Here is a 21,627-nt window from a genome sequence, read left to right on the forward strand (position 1 = left end):
CCCTCCCCGCCCAGCGGGGAGGCTAGGTGGGGGTCTAACGCCCCCCTCACCGAAAACTCGCCAAATGCCGCCTGAACCGCGCCAGACTCCAGGCGAAGAACAGCGCGCCGATCCCCGCGGTCGCCGCGAACCTGGGCCACACCACGTCGAACCCCGCCCCGCGGAACAGGATCGCCTGGGCAAACGCTACGAAATGGGTGGAGGGTGACAGCTGCATCGCCGTCTGCAGCCATTCCGGCTCGCTTTCCAGCGGGGTGAAGCCGCCGGACAGCATGTTCATCGGCAGCACGATCAGGATGAACAGCAGGCCCAGCTGCGGCATCGAGCGCGCCACCGTGCCGAGGAAGATGCCGAGTGCGGTTGCAAAGAACAGATACAGCGCCGTCCCCGCCAGGAACAGCGGCACCGATCCGGCCAGCGGCACCGACAGCAACCCGCGCAGCACCGCATAAAGCGCCACCAGCGTCAGCACCAAAATCACCGAACCGTTGGCCAGCACCTTGGCGGCCATGATCTCGGCCGGGCGCACCGGCATCACCAGCAGATGTTCCAGCGTGCCGTGTTCGCGCTCGCGGATCAGGGCGGCGCCGGCCAGCAGCACCGCCAGCATGGTGATGTTGCTGACCACCGACATGGTGCCGGTGAACCACTTCGTATCCAGCGCCTCGTTGTAGGCGACGCGGACCTGCAGGCTGACCGGGGCGGCGCTGCCGTCGGCCTCGCGGCGGACAAAGCGGCCGACCTCGTCCTCGACGATGCCCTGGATGGTCCCGGCGCCGATGCCGGCCTGCATCATCGCGGTGGCGTCGATCAGCAGCTGGATCGCCGGGCTGCGGCCGGCCAGCACGTCGGCCTGGAAGTTCGGCGGGATGTCGAGGACGAAGGTGTAGCGGGCGGAATCCATCGCCGGATCGACCTCGGCATGGCCGATCATCACCGGCCTCTGGAACTCCGGCGCGTGGAAGCTGGAGGCCAGCCGCTGCGACAGGGTCGAGCGGTCCTCGTCCACGATGGCGATGGCGGCGTTGTGCAGCTCGTGCGAGATGCCGGTGGCCTGGGTATAGACGGAGACGGTGAAGGAATAGACGACGAAGCCCAGCATGAAGACGTCGCGCAGCAGGCTGATCCACTCCTTGCGCGCCAATGTCAGGCTGTTGCGGAGGAAGCGCATCATGGCTCAGCGCTCCTGTTTCGGCAGGAAGGCGACGCCCAGCGCCAGGAAGACGGGGATGAAGGAGGCGGTCGCCAGGATGAAGGGCAGAAGGTCGGGCAGGGCGAGGCCCTTGGTGAAGGCGCCGACCGACACCTTCAGGAAATGGGTGGTCGGGAACAGCGTGCCGAACAGCCACGCCCCGCCTTCCAGCGTTGCCACCGGCTGCAGCATGCCGGAGAACTGGGTGGCCGGCAGCATGGTGACGATGGCGGTGCCGAACACCGCCGCCGTCTGTGTCGCGGTGAAGACGGAGATCAGCAGCCCCAGCGCCGTGGTCGCCACCACATAGACCAGCCCGCCCAGCAGCAGCCCGAACAGGCTGCCCTTCACCGGCACGCCGAACAGGGTGACGGCCATGGCGACCATCAGCAGCAGGTTGAAGGCGGCCAGCCCGATATAAGGCAACTGCTTGCCCAGCAGGAATTCCAACCGCGTCACCGGGGTGACGTAGAGGTTGGTGATGGATCCCAACTCCTTCTCCCGCACCACGCCAAGTGCTGCGAGGATGGCGGGGATGAAGACCAGCAGCAGGCCGATGGTGCTGGGGACCATGGCGTCGAGGCTGCGGAAGGCCTGGTTGTACCGGTAACGCATCTCCACGGTGGCGGCCGGGGCGGGGAGGGTGACGCCGGACGCGGTGGCGGCATCCTGGAGGAAGCGCTGGTGCAGGCCGGAGATATAGCCCTGGATGGTCTCCGCCCGGAAGGGCATGGCGCCGTCGATGCGCACCGCCACCTCCGGGATGCGGCCGCGGCGCAGGTCACGGCCGAAGCCTTCGGGGATCTCGATGGTCAGGGAGGCTTCTCCCCGTTGCAGGCGGAGCGCCAGATCGCGGGCGTCGATGGCCGGCGGGGTGGGGCGGAAGCTGCGCGAGCCGTCGAACTGCTCGATATAGGTGCGGCTTTCCGGCGAGCGGTCGTGGTCGAGGACGGCGAACGTCAGGTTCTCCACATCCATGGTGATGCCGAAGCCGAAGACCAGCATCAGCAGCACCGTGCCGAGCAGGGCGACGGTCAGGCGGACGGGATCGCGGCGCAGTTCGAGGGTTTCACGCCAAGCGTAGGCGAGCAGGCGGCGGCGGGAGAGGGGGAGCTTCCCTCTCCCGCCCCGGGAGAGGGAAGGGGCCCATGCGGAGCATGGGAAGGGTGAGGGGTAGTGCAAGGAACCATGCGCTTCTGGATTCTTGCCTCATCCCTCACCCTCCCCACGCCTGCGGCGTGGGTCCCCTCCCTCTCCCGGGGCGGGAGAGGGCGATGCTCTTCTGTTTGCTCATCCTCCGCCTGTTCCATAAACCCGATGAACGCGTCGTCCAGGCTGTCGGCCTGCTGCTGGCGGCGCAGCTCGTCGGGCGGGCCGGCGGCGATGACGCGGCCGGCGTTCATGAAGGCCACCCGGTCGCAGCGCGCCGCCTCGTTCATGAAATGGGTGGAGACGAAGATCGTCACCCCCTGCTCGCGCGACAGCGCGATCAGGTAGCGCCAGAACTGGTCGCGCGCCACCGGATCGACGCCGGAGGTCGGCTCGTCGAGGATCAGCAGTTCCGGACCGTGCAGGATGGCGACGGCCAAGGACAGCCGCTGCCGCACGCCCAAGGGCAATCGGTCGGCCACCGCGTCGATGTAGGGCGACAGGCCGAAGCGTTCCACCAGCGCCGCCAGCCGGGTGTCGGCGTCGGGAAGGTCGAACAGGCGGGCGTGCAGGTCGAGGTTCTGGCGCACCGTCAGCTCGCCATAGAGCGAGAAGGCCTGCGCCATGTAGCCGACACGGCGGCGGCTCTCCAGATCGGTGGCGTCCACCGGCTTGCCGAACAGCCGCGCCTCGCCGGCGCTGGCGGGCAGCAGGCCAGTCAGCATCTTCATCGTGGTGGTCTTGCCGCAGCCGTTGGAGCCAAGGAAGCCGAAGATCTCGCCGCGACCGATGCGGAAGCTGATGTCCGACACCGCGGTGAAGTCGCCGAAGCGGCGGGTCAGGCCGATCGCTTCGATGGCGGGTTCGGCGCCGTCTGGTTCCGGGGGGCGGGGCGGGACGGTCAGGCGTTGGTGGCCGCGCCGGGCCTCCTCCGGCAGCAGGGCGACGAAGGCCTCCTCCAGGTCGGTGGCGCCGGTGCGCGCCTTCACCGCGGCGGGGGTGTCGTGGGCGAGCAGGCGGCCGGCATTCATCATGACGACCTGATCGAACCGCTCCGCCTCGTCCATGTAGGAGGTGGCGACCAGCACCGTCATGCCGGGGCGGCCGGCGCGGATGCGGGCGATCAGGTCCCAGAATTGCCGGCGGGAGAGCGGATCGACGCCGGTTGTCGGCTCGTCGAGGATCAGCAGGTCGGGGTCGTGCAGCAGGGCGCAGCACAGGCCGAGCTTCTGCTTCATGCCGCCGGACAGCTTGCCGGCCGGGCGGTCGGGGAAGGGGGCGAGGCCGGTCGACTCCAAGAGGTCGGCAATGCGGCGGCGGCGCTCGGCGGCGTCGAGGCCGAAGAGGCGGCCGAAGAACTGGAGATTCTCGGCGACGCTGAGGTCGGCATAGAGGTTGCGGCCCAGCCCCTGCGGCATGTAGGCGATGCGCGGCTGGAGGGCGGCGCGGCCGTGCCGGTCGGCGACGTCGGTGCCGAGCACGCGGACGCTGCCCTGCTGGATGCGCTTGGCGGTGGAGATCAGGCCGAGCAGGGTCGATTTGCCGACGCCGTCCGGGCCGATGACCGCGACGCTGACGCCGGCGGGGATGTCGAGCGAGGCGTCCTCCAGCGCCACCGTCCCGCCATAGCGGTGCCGCACCCCGGACAGCGAGACGGCTGGGCTCATGATTTTGTGCCCTGGGAGGGAGAATCCTCCCGCGTCAGTTTCGATTCCAGCCAGTCCGGCCAGACCGCGGTGTCGTCCAGCTTCACATAGGCCATGCCGGTCAGGCCGGTCTTCACCCGCTCGATGTAGCGGGTCACCAGCGCTTCCGGCACGCGGGCCTTGACGCGGAACATCATGCGGTCGCGTTCGGACTTGGTCTCCACCTGTTTGGGCGTGAACTGGGCGCGCGGGGCGACGAAGGTGACGGCGGCGGGAATCGCGGTGTCGGGAACGGCGTCCAGCAGGATGCGGGCCTCGGCGCCGAGCGCCAGCGTTCCGGCGGTGTCGGTGGGCAGGAAGAAGGTCATGTAGACGTTCGACAGATCCAGCAGCGTCGCCGCCTTGCCGCCGGCCGCCAGCACCTCGCCGGGTTCGGACAGGCGGTAGAGCACGCGGGACTTGCGCGGCGCCCTCAGCACGCCGTCGGCGACCAGATCGGCCAGACGGTCGACGTCGCCGGCCGCGGCGGCGATGGCCTCCTCGGCGCTGGCGAGGTGGCTCTTGGCGGCCTCCAGCGCGGCATCGGCGGTGCGGCGGCTGTTGCGGGCCTGATCGACGCGCTGTTCGGAGACATGGCCCTTGCCGAACAGGACCAGCGCCCGCTCCATCTCCTTGGCGGCGAAATCGGCCTCGCTGGCGCGCTGGGCGACCAGGGCGGTCGCTTCCTCGCGGGCGCGGCGGGTCTGGCGCAGCTGGGCTTCGGCGGAGCGGAGCTGCGCCTCCAGGTCGCGGGTGTCGAGCGTGGCGATGACGGCGCCGGCCTCCACCAGATCGCCCTCCTCGACCGGGATGGTCAGGACGCGGGCGGCGTATTTGGTGGCGACGTCGATCTCGTTCGCCTCGATCCGGCCGTTGCCGGAAGCGAAGCCGGCGGGCAGGCGGTTGCCCTGCATCACCCGCCAGCCATAGGCGGCCCCGGCGCCGAGCAGCGCCAGCAGAACCACGGCGATCAGGAGACGCTTGATGCTCATGGCTGGGTTCCTTTCCCGGCTTCTCCGTCGGTGCCGAGCGTGCCCATCACGCCGGCCAGGATGCGTTCGCGCGCCGCGTCGTCGGGGGCGGCGTCCAGCGTGCGGCGCAGGGCCAGCAGCGCCTCGGCATAATGGTTGTGCCAGTCGCGGCCGGCGAGGTCGGCGGGGGCGAGGCGCGGATGGCGGTCGGCCGGCGCCAGCGGGCGCGGGGCGGCGAGGTCGACGCGGTCGTCCAGCGCCGGCTGGGCGATGCGCTCCGCCGACCAGCCCTTGTCGATCAGGGCTTGGCGGATCGACGCGCGGGCGGCCTCCTCGCCATGGACCAGGAACAGGCCGTGGCCGACGCCGTGCCGGGCAGCGACCCAGTCCAGCAGGGTGGAGCGGTCGGCATGGCCGGAATAGACGTCGATGGAGCGCACCTTCGCCTTGATGGCGATCTCCTCGCCATGGATGCGGACGCGGGGCGTGCCCTCCTGCAACAGGCGGCCCAGCGTGCCGGGGGCCTGATAGCCGACCAGCAGCACGGTGTCCTGCGGGCGCCATAGGCGGTTCTTCAGGTGGTGGCGGATGCGGCCGGCATCGCACATGCCGCTGGCCGCCATGATGATGGCGCCTCCGGCAATGCTGTTCAGGCGCTGGCTTTCCGGCACGCCGCGGACATGGTGGAAGTTGGCGCGGGTGAAGGGATCGCCGTCGGTCTCCAGATCGTCGAGATGGCGGCGGAAGACGCCGGTCACCGCGTCGGCGAGCGGCGAGTCGAGGAAGACGTCCACCGCCGGCAGCTGGCCGCCGTCGAACAGGCAGTCGAGGTCGTAGAGCAGCTCCTGCGTGCGCTCCACTGCGAAGACCGGGATCAGCAGGACGCCGCCGGCCGCCAGCGCCGTGGCGACTTCCGACCGCAGCACTGCCTGCCGGCCGGCCTCGTCCAGGTCGGTGCGGTCGCGGTCGCCGTAGGTGGTCTCCAGCACCATCCAGTCCGGCCGCTCCGGCCCGTCGGCATCGGCGTGGAAGCTCTTGCCGCCGGGGCCGAGGTCGCCGGAGAACAGGATACGGGTGGGCTCTGCGGTGCCGTTTGTTGCTTCCACTTCGATGGAGGCGGAGCCCAGGATGTGGCCGGCCTGCCAGAAGCGGGCGCGCAGGCCGGGCAGGATCTCGGTCCAGCGGTCGTATTCGACGCGGCGCAGCCGGCGCAGGCTGCGGATGGCGTCGTCCTGGGTGTAGATCGCCTGGACGGGCGGACGGCCGCGCTGGCGGTTGCGGCGGTTCAGCCGCTCCACCTCGCCCTCCTGGATGTAGCCGCTGTCGGGCAGCATGTATTCCAGCAGGTCCACCGTGCCGCCGGTGGCGTAGATGCGGCCGCGGAAGCCGAGCCTAGTCAGTTTGGGCAGCAGGCCGGAATGGTCGATGTGGGCGTGGGTCAGCAGGACGGCCTTGATCGCGGCGGGATCGAAGGGGAAGGGGCGGTAGTTCAGTTCCCGGATCGTCTTGGTGCCCTGGAACATGCCGCAATCGATCAGCACGTCGCCCGCAGGCGTGGACAGGCGGAAGCAGGAACCGGTCACCGTTCCGGCGGCGCCATGGAAGGTCAGCGACAGGGACATTGGATCGGCTCCTTGATCTGGTCAGTTCACCCCACCCGCACCCCGCTGTTCTCCGCGGCATGGGCCTGGGCGAAGGTGAAGTCGGCGTTGGTGCTGGCGTGGATGCGGTAGAGCGGCTCGCCGCGGCGCACCCGCTCGCCCACCTTGCGCAGCAGGTCGATGCCGGCGCCCTTGTCGGTGGGCGCGCCGGCCAGCCGCGCGATGCGGGCGAGGCGGTAGCAGTCGAGCGACGACACCACCCCATCGGCGGGCGACGCGACCTCCGCCACCAGGGAGCCCAGCGTCGCCACCGCAGGCGGCGGGCCCTGCAGGGCGATGATGCGTTCCATGGCGGCGAGTGCGGCGCCCGACTCCAGAAGCTCGCGCGCCCGGCGGGTGCCGCTGCCGCCGCGGACGGCGGGGTCGAATTCCAGGATGCGGCCGGCCAGCAGCAGGGCGCGCTCCTTCAGGTCGGAGGGGGATGCCGGGTCGTTGCGCAGGACGGCCATCACGTCGCGCGCCTCCAGCACCGGGCCGATGCCGCGCCCGACCGGCTGCGAGCCGTCGGTGATCGCCACCTCCAGCGTCAGGCCGAGGCGGTCGCCGACATGCTCGAACAGCTTGCGCAGGCGCACCGCCTCGCCCGCCGTGCGGATCTTGGCGCTGGGGCCGACGGGGATGTCGATCAGCAGATGGGTGGAGCCGGCCGCCACCTTCTTCGACAGGATGGAGGCGACCAGCTGTTCGCGGGTGTCGATGGCAAGCGGCCGTTCGACCGAGATCAGGATGTCGTCGGCCGGTGACAGCCGGACATGGCCGCCCCAGACCAGGCAGCCCTTGGCCTCGCGCACCAGGGCCTGCATGCGCTCCATCGGCACGTCGACATTCGCCAGCACCTCCATGGTGTCGGCGGTGCCGGCGGGCGACGTGATGGCGCGCGACGAGGTCTTCGGAATCGGCAGGCCATGGGCGGCGACGATCGGCACCACGATCATCGAGGTGCGGTTGCCGGGGATGCCGCCGATGCAGTGCTTGTCGGCGACGGTGCCCAAATCCTGCCAATGCAGCCGGGTGCCGGCGGCGATCATGGCGCGGGTCAGGCCCAGCACCTCCGCCGTCGTCATGAAGCTGGCGCAGGCGATCAGGAAGGCGGCGATCTCGATCTTTGAATAGCGCTGGTCGGTGATGTCGCGGATGATGGCGGCCAGCTGGTCGTCGCTCAGCGCCGCACCCCCGACCTTGGCGCGCACCAGCTCGAAGCTCTCCGGCGGGGTGGGGGGCACGAGATGGACGGCGGAGCCTTCGGCCAGACCGAGTTGGCGGAAGGCGGGGTCGGACAGGCCGATCTCGTCGGGGCCGACGATGGCGGGGTCGTCGACGATGTTCAGCACGGCCAGCAGGGAACGGCCGTCGTTCCGCACCTCCACCCGGCCCAGACCGAGGAAATCCTCGACATGGTACCGGGCGCAGTGCCGGTTGAGGAAGGCGACGTTCTCCCGGACGGTGTCTATCGCCAGATGTCGAAGCGTCAGCATGGGGACAGTCTACGACAGACCGCGCCCAATAGAGACGCCCAGCCTGCGCGTCAGCCATACCGGTCTTCGCGCGCGCCATTTGATCCGGATCATTGGCGAAACGGCGGGGATGTGTGCAAGAGAGGCGCAGCGATATTGCTGCTGCCGCAGCTCCGGCACGGCCGGGCGGTGCTTACTCCTGCCGGCCCATCAGCCCTTCCAGCTTGGCGAAATCCACATACTGCGCCGGCCGGTCCTTCAGCAGGTCCGGGGCGGCCAGGGCATTCTCCCGCGCGCATTCGGCGACATAGCGGGCCAAGAGGTCGCGCATGACCTCGGCCAAAGGCGTCTGCCGCTGGCGTGCGTAATTCTTGGCGACATCTTTGATTCGGCGATCAACGCGCAAAGAGATCGTCGCCTTCTTTGGATGAAACGGATCTCCGATCATGACGATCCTCCACCAGTCTTGCCGATCCTCGTTATTTGGATATGCCGGATCGGCGGTGGATACAAGGATCGTCGGGAAGACGGGCGATAAAACTTGGGGATGATAACTTGTGGATTTGTGTGGATAAAAATTCCACCGGTTTTCTTCTCCACAGAATCTGTGGATAGATGTGTGCGCAATCCCCGAACAGAATCATCCGCACCCTTCCGGCCGGCCTGTCCGGCCTGTGGATGACTGGGTTTGCTTATTTTTTAGGCATGGCAGGCATGCCGGGGGAACCCGGTCCGCCGACCAGCCGCAGGCGTCCGGCGGGGGACAAGTCGGGCAGGATGGACAGGACGGTTTCCTCCGTCAGTTCGCCCATCTGGCGGCGCTTGGCGCGGGCCGCCTCGGTCGCGGCGCGCAGGGAGTCGTAATCGACGGGATCGGCCTGCAGCAGGGCGCGCACCCGCTGCCCGGCCTCGCGGTATTCCTGGGTCAGCGCGTCATAGCGCGGGCGCAGCGGCTCGAAGGCGGCGCGCAGGCGCTGCGCGTCGGCATCCGACAGGTCGGGGGCCATCCGCTCGACGAAGCGGTCCGGCATCGGCTGGTGCGGGGACTGGTGGAACGGCGGGGGAGACTGGCGGACGGTGGCGACCAGCATCGCGCCCAGGAACAGGTTCAGCGCCAGCGAGGCCAGCGCCAGCGTGCGCAGGCCCGGCTGCCGCAGGAATTGGCGGGACGCGGCGGAACCGCTCATCGGGACTCTCCGTCGAACAGCGTGATGACCTCATCATGCAGCAGGGCCAGCTCCTGGCCGCGCGGCGCCTGGGGAGCCGGTGCCGGCAGCGTGCCGGCGAGCCAGCCGCCGGTGAGCCAGCCCAGCGCCAGCAGGGCGGCGCAGAAGCCCGCCGCCGTCCGCCGCGGCATCCGCCCCAGCAACAGCAGCACCAGCCCGTCCTGCGGCACGGCGCGGGCGGTGGCGCCGGCCGCCGCCAGCAGGCGGCCGATGCGGGCGTCCACCACCACGGGCGGGCTGCCGGCCAGCAGCCGGTCGAAGGCCAGCGCCTCGTCCGCCGCCGCCCGCAAGGTGGGGGAGCGGGCAAGCGCGGCCTCCGCCCCGGCGCGCAGCTCGGGCGGCCAGCGTTCCGGGGAGGCGCCGTATTCGTCCAGATGGCGGAGGAACTGGTCGTCGGTCATGGCATCCTCCTTCACGGTTCCCCTCCGGCGGCGAGCGCGCTCTTCAGCGCGGAGCGGGCGCGGGCGAGCAGCGAGGCGAAGGCGCTCTCACCCATGGCCAGCACCTCGGCGGCCTGCCGCAGGCTGAGCCCCTCCTGGTGGAACAGCACCACGGCGGCGCGCTGGCGGTCGGGCAAGGCGGCCAGCGCCCGGTTGACGCGCTCCGCCGTCTGGCGTTCGGCGATGCGGGTGAGCGCGTCGGGCGACTCGTCGGGCGGATCGCCGGCCTCCTCCAGCGGCGACCAGCCGGGACGGCGGCCGCGGTCGATGGCGAGGTTCATGACGATGCGGTAGAGCCAGGTGGTGAAGGCGGCGCGCCCGCCGTCCCAACGCCCGGCATGCTGCCAGACCCGCAGGAAGGCCTCCTGCGCGATCTCGTCGGCGTCGGACGGGTTGCCGGTCATCCGCTGGGCCAGCGCCACGGCGCGGCGCATGTGGCGGGCGGCCAGCCGGTCGAAAGCCGCGGCATCGCCGCCGGCCACGCGGGCCATCAACTCGTCGTCCGTGTCGCTGGCCTCGATCACCGGGGGTCCGCTCATGCCGTGGGCGAGAACTATGCCCAAGAGCGCGAGGGGGTGCCAGCACGGAGAAATCCCCCTCTCCCGCCCCGGGAGAGGGAAGGGGCCCGCCGCGAAGCGGTGGGAAGGGTGAGGGGGCATCCAAGGAATCATGCGGTTCGGGATTCTTGGGCCACCCCTCACCCTCCCCACTTCGTGGGTCCCCTCCCTCTCCCGGGGCGGGAGAGGGCGTTCATCCCAGAGGAGCAACGCACCCATCGCCGCCCCCTATTCCGCCGGGGCGGCGATGGCGGTGCGGCGGTTGCGCCGCATCGCCAGCCGTTCAAGCGTCAGATAGACCACCGGCGTGGTGTAGAGCGTCAGCATCTGGCTCACCAGCAGGCCGCCGATGATGGCAACGCCCAGCGGGCGGCGGATCTCGCCGCCGGTGCCATAGTCGAAGGCCAGCGGCACCGCGCCCAGCAGCGCCGTGACCGTCGTCATCATGATCGGGCGGAAGCGGACCAGCCCCGCTTCGCGGATCGCCTCCAAGGGCGACAGGCCGCGCTCGCGCTCCGCCTCCAGGGCGAAGTCGATCATCATGATGGCGTTCTTCTTGACGATGCCGATCAAGAGGATGATGCCGATCAGCGCCACGATCGACAAATCGTGGCCGGTCAGGATCAGCGCGATCAGCGCCCCCAGCCCGGCCGACGGCAGGGTCGACAGGATGGTCAGCGGGTGGATCAGGCTCTCGTACAGCACCCCCAGCACGATGTAGATGGTGATGAGCGCCGCCAGGATCAGCAGCGGCTGGCTGGAGGAGGATTGCTGGAAGGCGCGCGCGTCGCCCTGGAAGCCGGCGCGGATGCCGGCCGGCATGCCGATGTCCTCCGCAGCGCGCTGGATCACCTCGGTCGCTTGGCTTAACGAGACGCCGGGGGCGAGGTCGAAGGTCAGGTTGGCGACCGGGAAGCCGCCCTGGTGCTGGATGCTGGACGCCTGGTTGCCGATGACGACGCGCGCCACCGCCGACAGCGGCACCATGCCGTCGCGGCCCGGCACGTAGACGCGCTTCAGGTCGTCGGGGCCGAGCGCGTCGCGGGGATCGACCTCCAGCACCACCTTGTGCTGGTTCTGCGCCAGATACATGGTGGAGACCTGACGCTGGCCGAAGGCGTCGTACAGCGTCGCCTCCAGCGCGCTGAGCGACACCCCCAGGCGGGATGCGGTGTCGCGGTCGACGATCACGTTGGCCTGGATGCCCCCGTTCTGGCGGTCGTTGGCGACGTCCACCAGCTCCGGCAGGGTGCGCATCTTCTCCACCAGCTTGGGCGCCCATTCGTTCAGCGCGTTGATGTCCGGGTCCTGCAGGCTGTAGCGGTACTGGCTGCGGCCCTGGAAGCCGCCGACACGGATGTCCTGCACCGGCATCAGGAACAGCTGCACCCCCGGCACCCGGCCGGCGCGCATGCGCAGCCGCTGGGTGACGGTCGCCAGATCCTCGCGCTCCGCCTTCGGCTTGAGCGCGATGTAGATCTGGCCGGAATAGCTGCCGCCCGGCCCGCCGCCACCGATGGTGCCGCCGACGCTGGCGACCGCCGGGTCGCCGGCCACCGCCTCCTGCAATGCCCGCTGGCGCGTCACCATGGCCTGGAAGGAGATGTCCGGCGGCGGGTCGCTGAAGCCCATCAGCAGCCCGGTGTCCTGCTGCGGCACGAAGCCCTTCGGCACCTGCCCGTAGAGCCAGACGCTGACGCCGATGATGGCGAAGGTCGCCGCCAGCATGGTGCGGCGATGGGCCAGCACCCAGTCCAGCCCGTCGGCATAGAGCCCGAACAGCCGGTCGCCGATCCAGGCGAGCGCGCGGGCGATCCGTCCGGGAGGCTTGCGCTCCGATTCCGGCTGCAGCAGGTGGGCGCACATCATCGGGGTCAGGGTCAGCGACACCACCGCCGAGACCGCGATTGCGACCGACAGCACCACCGCGAACTCGCGGAACAGCCGGCCCTGGATGCCGCCCATGAACAGGATGGGGATGAAGACCGCGACCAGCGACAGGCTGATCGACACCACGGTGAAGGCGACCTGCCGGGCGCCCTTCACCGCCGCCTCCAGCGGCCTGGCGCCCTTTTCGATGTGGCGGACGATGTTCTCGATGACGACGATGGCGTCGTCCACCACGAAGCCGACCGAGATGGTCAGCGCCATGAGCGAAAAATTGTCCAGGCTGTAGCCGACGATCCACATCACCCCGAAGGTGCCGGCCAGCGACAGCGGCACCGAGGCCGCCGGGATGAGGGTGGCCCACAGGCGGCGCAGGAACAGCGCCATCACCATCACCACCAGCGCCACGGTGATCGCCAGCGTCTTCTGCACGTCGTCGATGGAGGCGCGGATGGTCGGCGTGCGGTCGGTGCGCACCGACAGGCTCACCCCCGGCGGCATCCAGCCGCGCAGGGTCGGCAGTTCGGCGTTCACCCGGTCCACCGTGTCGACCACGTTGGAGCCCGGCTGCTTCTGGATGTTGATGAGGACCGCGCGCTGGCCGTCCTGCCAGGCGGCGGTGCGGCTGTTCTCCGGCGCCTCGATCACCTCGGCGACGTCGCCGAGGCGGATGGTGGCGCCGTTCTTCTCGGTCACGATCAGCCGGCGGTAGGCATCGGCGCCGAACAGCTGGTCGCTGGCGCCGATCGACCAGGATTCATGGGTGCCGTCGAAGCTGCCCTTCGGGCCATTGGCGTTGGCGCGCGAGATGGCGCTGCGGATCGTCTCCAGGCTGACGCCCATGTTGGCGGCTGCGGTGGCATTCACCCGCACGCGCACCGCCGTCTTCTCCGCCCCGTTGATGGAGACCTGGGCCACCCCCTCGATCTGGCTCAGGCGCTGGCCGATGATGCTGTCGGCCAGATTGTAGAGTTCCGAGGGTGCCAGCGTGGTGGAGGTCATGGCCAGCGTCATCACCGGCGCGTCGGCCGGGTTGATGCGCCGCATCTTCGGCGGGCTGGGCAGATCGGCCGGAAGGTCGCCGCCGGCTGCGTTGATCGCCGCCTGGACGTCGCGCGACGCCGCCTCCACGTCGCGGTTCAGGTCGAACTGCACGACGACGGAGGTGCTGCCGAGCCTGCTGTTCGACGTCATCTCGGTGATGCCGGCGATGCGGGACAGCCGCCGTTCCAGCGGTGTGGCGACGGAGGCCGCCATCGTCTCCGGGCTGGCGCCGGGAAGCGACGCGGTGACGACGATGGTCGGGAATTCCACCTGCGGCAGCGGCGCCACCGGCAGGAAGCGGTAGGCGACCATGCCGAGGATCATCAGCCCGATCATCAGCAGCGAGGTGCCGACCGGCCGTGCGATGAAGGGGGCGGAGAGCGACAGCTTGGCGGTCGACAGCTTGGGGGAGGCCATGGCCGGCTACTCCGCCGCCGCACGGCCGGGCGCCCGGTCGTTGCCGGGCAGAGCCGCCGCCTTGCCCCCCGGCCGCAGCCAGCGCCGCAGGCGGGTGCCCAGCCGGTCCATGTAGAGATAGACCACCGGCGTGGTGTAGAGCGTCAGCACCTGGCTCAGCACCAGACCGCCGACGATGGCGATGCCCATCGGCTTGCGCAGTTCCGATCCCGTGCCGTTCTCCAGCGCCAGCGGCAGGGCGCCGAGCAAGGCCGCCATCGTCGTCATCATGATCGGGCGGAAGCGCAGCAGCGACGCCTCGTAGATCGAGCGCTCCGGCGCCATGCCCTGGTGGCGTTCGGCCTCCAGCGCGAAGTCGATCATCATGATGGCGTTCTTCTTGACGATGCCGATCAGCAGAACGATGCCGACCAGCGCGATCAGCGACAGGTCGTGGCCGGTCGCCATCAGCGCCAGAAGCGCGCCGATGCCCGCCGACGGCAGGGTCGACAGGATGGTGACGGGGTGGATCGTGCTCTCGTACAGGATGCCCAGCACGATGTAGACGGCGACCACAGCCGCCAGGATCAGCCAGGGCTGGGTTTCCAGCGAGCTGCGGAACTCGGCGGCCGTGCCGGCGAAGCGGGCGGTCGCGGTGTCGGGCATGCCGATGCTCTCGCGCGCCTGCTGGATCGCCGCCACCGCCGCCCCCAGCGAGACGCCGGGCGCCACGTTGAAGGACAGGGTGACGGACGGGAACTGTCCCTGGTGGGTGATGACCAGCGGCGCGGTCTTGCGCTCCACCGACACCACGGCGCCCAGCGGGACGACGCCGCCCCCATTGGCGCCGTTGCCGGACTTCACATAAATCTTGGACAGCGACGCCGGATCCATCTGGAAGGACGGCTCCACCTCCAGGATCACGCGGTACTGGTTGGTCTGGGTGTAGATGGTGGAGACCTGCCGCTGGCCGAAGGCGTCGTACAGCGTGTCGTCGATGGCCTGCGGCAGCACATTCAGGCGGGATGCCGCATCGCGGTCGATGGTCAGGTAGACCTGCAGCCCGTCCGGCTGCTGGTCGGTCGCCACGTCGGTCAGCTCATGCCTTGCGCGCAGCGCCTCCAGCAGGCGGGGGGTCCAGTTCTCCAGCTCCCGCGGGTCGGCGTCCTGCAGGACATACTGGTACTGGGTGCGGCTGACGCGGCTGTCGATCTGCACATCCTGCACCGCCTGCATGAACAGCGAGACGCCCTTCAGGTCGGAGGTGGCGGCCCGCAGGCGGGCGATGATCTCCTCCGCCGAGGAGGTTCGCTCGTCGCGCGGCTTGAGCGCGATGGTCAGGCTGCCGGTGTTGGTGGTGGCGTTGACCGCGCCGGTGCCGACGAAGCTCGCCACCCCGGCCACGTCGGGGTCGCGCCGCACGATGTCGGCGACCTCGCGCTGGCGCTCCGCCATCGCCTTGACCGAGATGGACGGCGCGGCGTCGGTCACGCCGACGATGACGCCGGTGTCCTGCTGCGGCAGGAAGCCCTTGGGCACCACGGTGTAGAGGTAGAGCGTGGCGGCCAGGGTGGCGATGGTGAAGAGCAGGGTCGCCGGCTGGTGGCGCAGCACGACGCGCAGCGAGGCGGCGTAGCCGTTCAGCAGCGCCTCGAATCCGCGCTCGGTCCAGCGGAAGAAGGCGTTGGGCTTGCTCTCCGTCTCGGGCTTCAGCAGGCGGGCGCACATCATCGGCGTCAGCGTCAGCGAGATCACCGCCGACACCAGCACCGCGATGGACAGCGTGATGGCGAACTCGCGGAACAGCCGGCCGACCACGCCGCCCATGAACAGCAGCGGGATGAACACGGCGATCAGCGACAGGGTCAGCGACACCACGGTGAAGCCGATCTGGCGGGCGCCCTTGAGGGCAGCCGGCAGCGGCTTCTCGCCCTTCTCGATGTAGCGGACGATGTTCTCGATCATCACGATGGCGTCGTCGACGACGAAGCCGGACGCGATGGTCAGCGCCATCAGCGACAGGTTGTCCAGGCTGAAGCCGCACAGCGCCATGATGCCGAAGGTGCCGATCAGCGACAGCGGCAGCGCCGCCGCCGGGATCACCGTCGCCCATGCCTTGCGCAGGAACAGGAAGATCACCAGCACCACCAGCCCGGCGGTCAGCACCAGCGTCTTCTGCACGTCCACCACCGAGGCGCGGATGGTCTCCGTCCGGTCGGTCAGCACCGCCATGTGGATCTGCGGCGGCAGCGTGGCCTGCAGCGAGGGCAGAAGCGCGCGGATGCGGTCCACCGTGTCGATGATGTTGGCGCCGGGCTGGCGCAGCACGTTCAGCAGGACCGCCGGCTTGCCGTCATGCCAGGCGGCCAGCCGGGTGTTCTCCACCGAATCGACCACGGTGCCGATGTCGGACAGTCGCACCGGGCCGCCGTTCTTGTAGGTGACGATGATCGGCCGGTAGGCGGCGGCAGTCTCGATCTGGTCGTTGACGCCGATCGACCAGGACTGGCGCGGGCCGTCGAAGCTGCCCTTCGGCGCATTCACGTTGGCCTGGGTGATGGTGGTCCGCACATCCTCCAGCGTCAGCCCCAGCCCGGCGACGGCGGCCGGGTTGACCTGAACGCGCACGGCGGGGCGCAAGCCTCCCTCGATCCCGACATAGCCGACGCCCTCGACCTGGGACAGCTTCTGCGCCAGCAGCGTGTCGGCGGCGTCGCTGACGGTTTCCAGGCGCAGGGACTCCGAACTCAGCGCCAGCACCATCACCGGCGTGTCGGCCGGGTTCACCTTGTCGTAGACCGGCGGGTTCGGCAGGCCCTTGGGCAGCGTGCCGGACGCGGCGCTGATCGCCGACTGCACGTCCTGGGACGCGGCGTCGATGTCGCGGGAGAGGTCGAACTGCAGGGTGATGACCGACAGCCCGAAGGAGCTGGTCGAGATCATCGAGGAGATGCCGGCGATCTGCCCGAGCTGCCGTTCCAAGGGGGCGGTGACGGAGGACGCCATCACGTCGGGCGCCGCCCCCGGCAGCTGGGTGGTGACGCGCACCGTCGGGAAATCGACCGTCGGCAGCGAGGAGATCGGCAGCGTGCTGTAGCCCAGCAGGCCCAGCAGCACGACCGCCAGCATCAGCAGCCCGGTGGCGACCGGCCGCAGGATGAAGGGGGCGGAGATGTTCATGAGGGCTGCCGACCCTCACGCTGCTGCCGGTCGCGCCGTCGTTCCTCCTGCGGCGCCGGGGCGGTGCCCGGGACCGGTGCCGGTGCCGAGGCGATGGGCTCGACGATGCGGATCTTGGAGCCGGGCTGCAGGCGGTACTGGCCGTCCACCACCACGCGCTCGCCGGGGGTCAGGCCCTCGTCGATGATGGCCTTGTTCTCCTCCTGGCGGGCGACCTTGATCGGGCGCTGCTCCACCGTCAGGTCGTCCTTGATGACGTAGGCGTAGGTGCCCTGCGGCCCGCGCTGCACCACGGTCGAGGGAACGGTGGTGGCGTCGCGGCGGATGGTGGACAGCAGGCGGACATTGACGAACTGGCCGGGCCACAGCTTCTGCGGGTCGTTGGGCATCTCGGCCTTCAGGCGGATGGTGCCGGTGCCGCTGTCGATCAGGTTGTCCACCACGGCGAGAGAGCCGGTGTCGAGCACGCGCCGGCCCTCGCGGTCCTGCACCTCCACCTTGACCGGGCCCTGCGCCTGGGCGGCCAGCACCGCGGGGAGCTGCTTTTCCGGCAGGGTGAAGAGCACGGCGATGGGCTGGATCTGGGTGATGGTGGCGATGCCGCTCTGGTCGCTGGCCCGCACCACGTTGCCCTGGTCGACGTTGCGCAGGCCGATGCGGCCGCTGATGGGGGCCGTGATGGTGGTGTAGTTCAGCTGGACCCGTACCGCCTCGATCGCCGCCTCGTCGGCGCGGATCTGCGCCTCGTACTGGGCGACCAGCGCGCGCTGGGTGTCGACCGTCTGGCGCGACGCGAACTCCTTCAGGTTCATGTTGCGCTCCAGGTCGCGCCGGGCGTTGGCGAGCAGCGCCTCGTCCTGCGCCTTCTTCGCCTCGGCCTGGGCGAGCTGGGCCTGGAGCGCGCGGGAATCGATGGTCGCCAGCAGGTCGCCGGCCTTCACCAGCTGCCCTTCCTGAAGCGAGACGCGCTGCAACTCGCCATCGACGCGGGCGCGCACGGTGACGGTGCTGAAGGCCTGGATAGTGCCGATGCCGTCGAACCAGATCGGCACATCCTCGCGCGCGACGGTGCCGGCCTGCACCGCCACCACGGGGCTGCGGCCGGCGCCGGGGCCGGGAGGGGCGCCGGGAGGACCGGGGGAGGGCCGCCGGGGCCGGCGGATTGCGGGGCCGCAGGGGTCGTCAGCTTGTGTTGAACCGCGTAGCCGACACCACCGACCAGACCGGCGAGAACCACACCGGCGACCACCGGCTTCCAACGAATCGTCATGACTGTCCCGACGCTTGCCGGGACGGCCGCAGGGCCGCCCCGGTCTTTCCGTGTGCCCTTGATACGGGGCGGCGTCGCGGATTCGTCGGAGCGGCGGGAGAATTTTTCGGCGCCGGGGCCGGTCAGCCCATCGTACCTGCCGGGCCGGACGCGGAAGCCAGGGCGGCGCGGGCCATCGCCAGCGCGCCGTCGCGCGAGCGGGCGGCGGCGATGAAGCGGTTCAGGTGGCAGAAGACGGCATCCTCCACCCCGCACACGCGGGCGAGTTCGGCCTCGCGCAAGCCTGCCCACGCCGCGGGCAGCGGAAGCTTCTGGGCGAAACTGCCCGGCTCCGGCGGCATGCAGCCGACCATCCAGGCGTCGCCGCCCTTGTCGGGATAGACGGCGAACAGCACCGGCAGGTCCGCCTCGTGCGCCGGTCCCTGCCAGGGCATGCCGCGGCCAAGCTCCAGGATGCGCGGGTCGGCCGAGCGGGCATGCGCCTCCAGCACGATGTCGCGGGCGGCGATCCGGGCGCGGATCTGTTCGATCCGGCCGTCGAGGACGGCGCCCGCGATCTCCGCCGCGCGGGCGAAGCGCTCGTCCTCGGCCGGCGCCCGGTCGGCCGTGGCGGCGTCCCAGGGCAGGTTCAGGACCTCGACCAGGGACGGCAGCGCCAGCCCGTCCGCGATCCGGGCCGCCCGGTCGAGCGCCTCGTCGCCGAAGCCCGGGACCGGGCGCAGGCCGTTGTCGGCAAGGTCGACGAGGAGGAAGACCTGCTCGTCCATCTCCGCCCAGATCTGTCTGACGACGTCCTCGCCGCCGCGCCCGGCCAGGACGGCGCGCACCGCGTCATGGCCGAAGGCGGCCCACAGCAGGCCCGCCGAGGAATAGGGCGACCCGTCGGCACGGGCCGGGGCGCCGCGCTGGTGATGGTCGAAGCGCCGCCGCGCCGGGTCGAAGACGCCGCCGACGTCCCAGACAATGTCGGCATCCTCGATCACGCGCGGATCGCGGGTGCGCCGCAGCGTGGAGGCGGCCAGCGCCTCCGGCGGCAGGGCGCGGCGCAGGATGGCGTAGCCGAGCACCTCGTCGCAGTGGAACGAGCCGCCATGGGTGACAAGTCGAAGTCCGTCGGTCATGCCGTTTTCACACTTTCCAGGATTCATGCGTCGCGTCCGCCTTCCGGCGGCGCCTTCGAGGTCAGCGGCGGTCGGCCGCGGCACCGGCGTCCAGCGCATCCTCGCCGAGCGTGTGCAGGACGGCGCCGGCCGCCAGGTTCCGCGCCTCGTCTCCGGTCATGGTTCCCATTGGGCCGGTTGCGGTCGCCTCGCCGGCGAAACGGACCGTCACCTCGCGGTGGGCGAAGCGGATGCCCTCCCGGCGGAACAGGGCGTGCAGTTCCTGGAAGACCCGCTTGCGGATCTCCCACTGGTCGCCCGGCCGGGTCATGAACTTGACGCGGAGGATCATCGCCGAATCCTCCATCTGGATGACGCCCTGCGACTTCAGCGGCTGCAGGAATTTCGGGCCCAGTTCCGGATCATCGAGAAGCGTCTGCCCGAGCTGCTTGATGTGCTTGCGGACCTTCTCGACATCGGTGTCGTAGGTGATGCGCAGCGGCAGCTTCATGATGACCCAGTCGCGCGAGTAGTTGGTCAGTTGGTGGATCTCGCCGAAGGGGACGGTGTGCAGCGGACCGCGATGGTGGCGGAGCTGCATCGACCGCACCGAGATCTTTTCCACCGTGCCGCGGATGGTTCCGATCTCGATGTATTCGCCCTTGCGGAAGGCGTCGTCGATCAGGAAGAAGGCGCCGGAGAAGATGTCGCGGATCAGCGTCTGCGCGCCGAAGCCGATGGCGATGCCGACGATGCCGGCCCCGGCGAACAGCGGCGCGATGTTGACCCCGAGATCCATCAGCACGCTGATCAGGACCGTGCCGACGATCGCCAGCAGGATGACGTTGCGCACCAGCGGCAGCAGGGTCGCCAGCCGGCTGGCCGAGCCGTGGCCGCTTCCCTCGTCGCCGGGGACGGTGCTGGGCACCGGACCCTCCTCGGCGATCCGGCGGTCGATCCCGATGCGGACGGCATGGTAGGCGACATAGCCGATCAGGCAGACCGTCATGATGCTGATGAGCCGGCCGGCGGCATCGCCATGCATGCGCGGGACGTTCCACACCGACAGGGTCACCGCCACCCCGGCGGCGGCGGCGAGGATGCCCGCCACCCGCCGGGCCAGCGCCTCGTAGCTGTCGAGGGTCGCGGCGCGCGGGGCGCCGGGGGCATGGCCGTCGCCGCCGTCCGGCGGATCGTCCGCCTCCCCATCCCGGCCTTCATCCAGCGGCCGCCACAGGGTCCGCCGCTGGTGGAACAGCCATTCGGTCGCATAGGTGACGGCGGCGTAGACGGCGAGGATCACCCCGGCGACGGCGTAGGCGCCGAGCAGCAGCGGCAGCTCCGTCGGCCAGCCGAGGATGAGGCGTTTGACCAGCGCCGCCCAGGCATAGGCGAAATAAACCACCACCGCCGGAAACCACAGGCGCAGGGCCAGCCGTTCGAGCGGGGCGACCGTCGCGGGCGGACGCCCGGACAGGAAGGCGCGCTCCACCGTCCGCCGGTTGACGTAGAGCGCGCCGAGCGTCGCCAGCGCGGTCAGCAGGCCGCACAGCGCGAGCAGCACCGCATGCGGGTCGTAGGGCATTCCCAGCGCCTCCAGCCAGACGGTGCCGGTCATCAGGGCGATGCCGACGGCGCCGCCGGCCGTCAGGTCGCGCCGCATCCGGCGGATGGCCGGAGCCAGCCCGTCGTCCGCCGCGGCACCGGGAGGCAGCGCCAGCCGCCAGAACAGCGCGATGCCCCAGACCAGCAGATAGGCGGCGCCGGCGAGGATCACGGTCTTCTCGGTCATCGGCGCCGGATCGGGGATCAGCGCGGTGGCGATGGCGAAGCCGATCAGGGTGGCGAGGATCATGCCGGCGAGTGTCAGCAACGCGCGGGCCACCAGATGGGGAAAGCGGGCCGCCAGCGCCGAACCGCCCGGCCGCGGTTCGGACGGGCGCGGCAGAAGGCGCCGGGCGACCGGCCGCTCGAAGACGAGATGCTGCGCCACATGGCCGATAGCCATCACGGCGAGGATCAGGCCGATGATCCGCAGGAAATGGCCGGGCTCCCCGGTCGGGCTCCGGGCGGTCAGGGTCGTCGCGATGGCCGACGGGATCTCGGGCGTGGCGCGCAGCCGCTTGGCGAGCTTGCCGCGGAACCCGGCCATGCGGTCCTGCCCCTCGCTGAGCATCAGCATCATCATGCCGTCGGGCGTGCCCGCGGCGGCGGGCGGCGCCTGTGCGGCTGGTGCCTGCGTCGATGGGGTTTGGGCCGACGCCGCGGCGGCGGGAAGGGCCAGCAGCAGGAGCAGCGCGGCGGCCCGGAGCCGGACCGGCCACCGGAAACGCCAGGGGAAGGCGCGGGCGAAGAACGTGGCGGTCGGCATGGATGGCATCGCGAAGCTGGCGTCGGTCTCGGCCAGAGTAGCGC

Annotated in this window: 13 protein-coding genes and 1 pseudogene; all 14 read right to left on the minus strand. The window is 70.3% G+C overall.

All coding sequences use genetic code 11. The features are described 5' to 3' along the window. Positions 1–46: 46 nt before the first annotated feature. On the minus strand, positions 47–1,174 hold the full coding sequence (locus AB8P05_RS27810; RefSeq protein WP_472761310.1) for an ABC transporter permease: 1,128 nt from the start codon (positions 1,172–1,174) through the stop codon (positions 47–49). A 3-nt stretch (positions 1,175–1,177) separates the two neighbouring features. Further along, positions 1,178–4,008: pseudogene (gene rbbA / locus AB8P05_RS27815) on the minus strand (ribosome-associated ATPase/putative transporter RbbA). Next, on the minus strand, positions 4,005–5,018 hold the full coding sequence (locus AB8P05_RS27820; protein ID WP_472761311.1) for an HlyD family secretion protein: 1,014 nt from the start codon (positions 5,016–5,018) through the stop codon (positions 4,005–4,007). Before AB8P05_RS27820 ends, rbbA begins: the two are co-directional and overlap by 4 nt. Continuing rightward, a complete protein-coding gene (locus AB8P05_RS27825; RefSeq protein WP_472761312.1) occupies positions 5,015–6,619 on the minus strand; it encodes an MBL fold metallo-hydrolase in 1,605 nt (534 codons plus the stop codon). The genes AB8P05_RS27820 and AB8P05_RS27825 overlap by 4 nt, the downstream gene beginning before the upstream one ends. Positions 6,620–6,645: 26 nt before the next feature. Continuing rightward, complete coding sequence (locus AB8P05_RS27830; RefSeq protein WP_472761313.1) at positions 6,646–8,133, minus strand: thymidine phosphorylase family protein; 1,488 nt, start codon at positions 8,131–8,133, stop codon at positions 6,646–6,648. A 172-nt stretch (positions 8,134–8,305) separates the two neighbouring features. Next, positions 8,306–8,560 carry a hypothetical protein gene (locus tag AB8P05_RS27835; RefSeq protein WP_472761314.1) on the minus strand — a complete coding sequence of 85 codons (255 nt, stop codon included), beginning with the start codon at positions 8,558–8,560 and terminating at the stop codon, positions 8,306–8,308. A gap of 244 nt (positions 8,561–8,804) precedes the next feature. Beyond that, the gene (locus tag AB8P05_RS27840) at positions 8,805–9,299 is read right to left on the minus strand and encodes a periplasmic heavy metal sensor (RefSeq protein ID WP_472761315.1); all 495 of its coding nucleotides are present in this window, start codon (positions 9,297–9,299) and stop codon (positions 8,805–8,807) included. Next, positions 9,296–9,739 (minus strand): hypothetical protein, encoded by a 444-nt coding sequence (locus AB8P05_RS27845; protein ID WP_472761316.1) that lies wholly within the window; start codon positions 9,737–9,739, stop codon positions 9,296–9,298. The genes AB8P05_RS27840 and AB8P05_RS27845 overlap by 4 nt, the downstream gene beginning before the upstream one ends. A gap of 11 nt (positions 9,740–9,750) precedes the next feature. Further along, the gene (locus AB8P05_RS27850) at positions 9,751–10,317 is read right to left on the minus strand and encodes an RNA polymerase sigma factor (RefSeq protein ID WP_472761317.1); all 567 of its coding nucleotides are present in this window, start codon (positions 10,315–10,317) and stop codon (positions 9,751–9,753) included. A gap of 246 nt (positions 10,318–10,563) precedes the next feature. Beyond that, on the minus strand, positions 10,564–13,683 hold the full coding sequence (locus AB8P05_RS27855; protein ID WP_472761318.1) for an efflux RND transporter permease subunit: 3,120 nt from the start codon (positions 13,681–13,683) through the stop codon (positions 10,564–10,566). A gap of 6 nt (positions 13,684–13,689) precedes the next feature. Next, positions 13,690–16,842 (minus strand): multidrug efflux RND transporter permease subunit, encoded by a 3,153-nt coding sequence (locus AB8P05_RS27860; RefSeq protein WP_472761319.1) that lies wholly within the window; start codon positions 16,840–16,842, stop codon positions 13,690–13,692. Continuing rightward, on the minus strand, positions 16,839–17,930 hold the full coding sequence (locus AB8P05_RS27865) for an efflux RND transporter periplasmic adaptor subunit (protein WP_472761320.1): 1,092 nt from the start codon (positions 17,928–17,930) through the stop codon (positions 16,839–16,841). The genes AB8P05_RS27860 and AB8P05_RS27865 overlap by 4 nt, the downstream gene beginning before the upstream one ends. Positions 17,931–18,234: 304 nt before the next feature. Further along, complete coding sequence (locus AB8P05_RS27870; protein WP_472761321.1) at positions 18,235–19,233, minus strand: MYG1 family protein; 999 nt, start codon at positions 19,231–19,233, stop codon at positions 18,235–18,237. Positions 19,234–19,294: 61 nt separating this feature from the next. After that, entirely contained in the window at positions 19,295–21,583 is a 2,289-nt protein-coding gene (locus tag AB8P05_RS27875; RefSeq protein ID WP_472761322.1) for a mechanosensitive ion channel family protein, read from the minus strand. Positions 21,584–21,627 lie beyond the last annotated feature (44 nt).

The sequence above is a fragment of the Azospirillum sp. VT-I1 genome, from assembly GCF_055698305.1.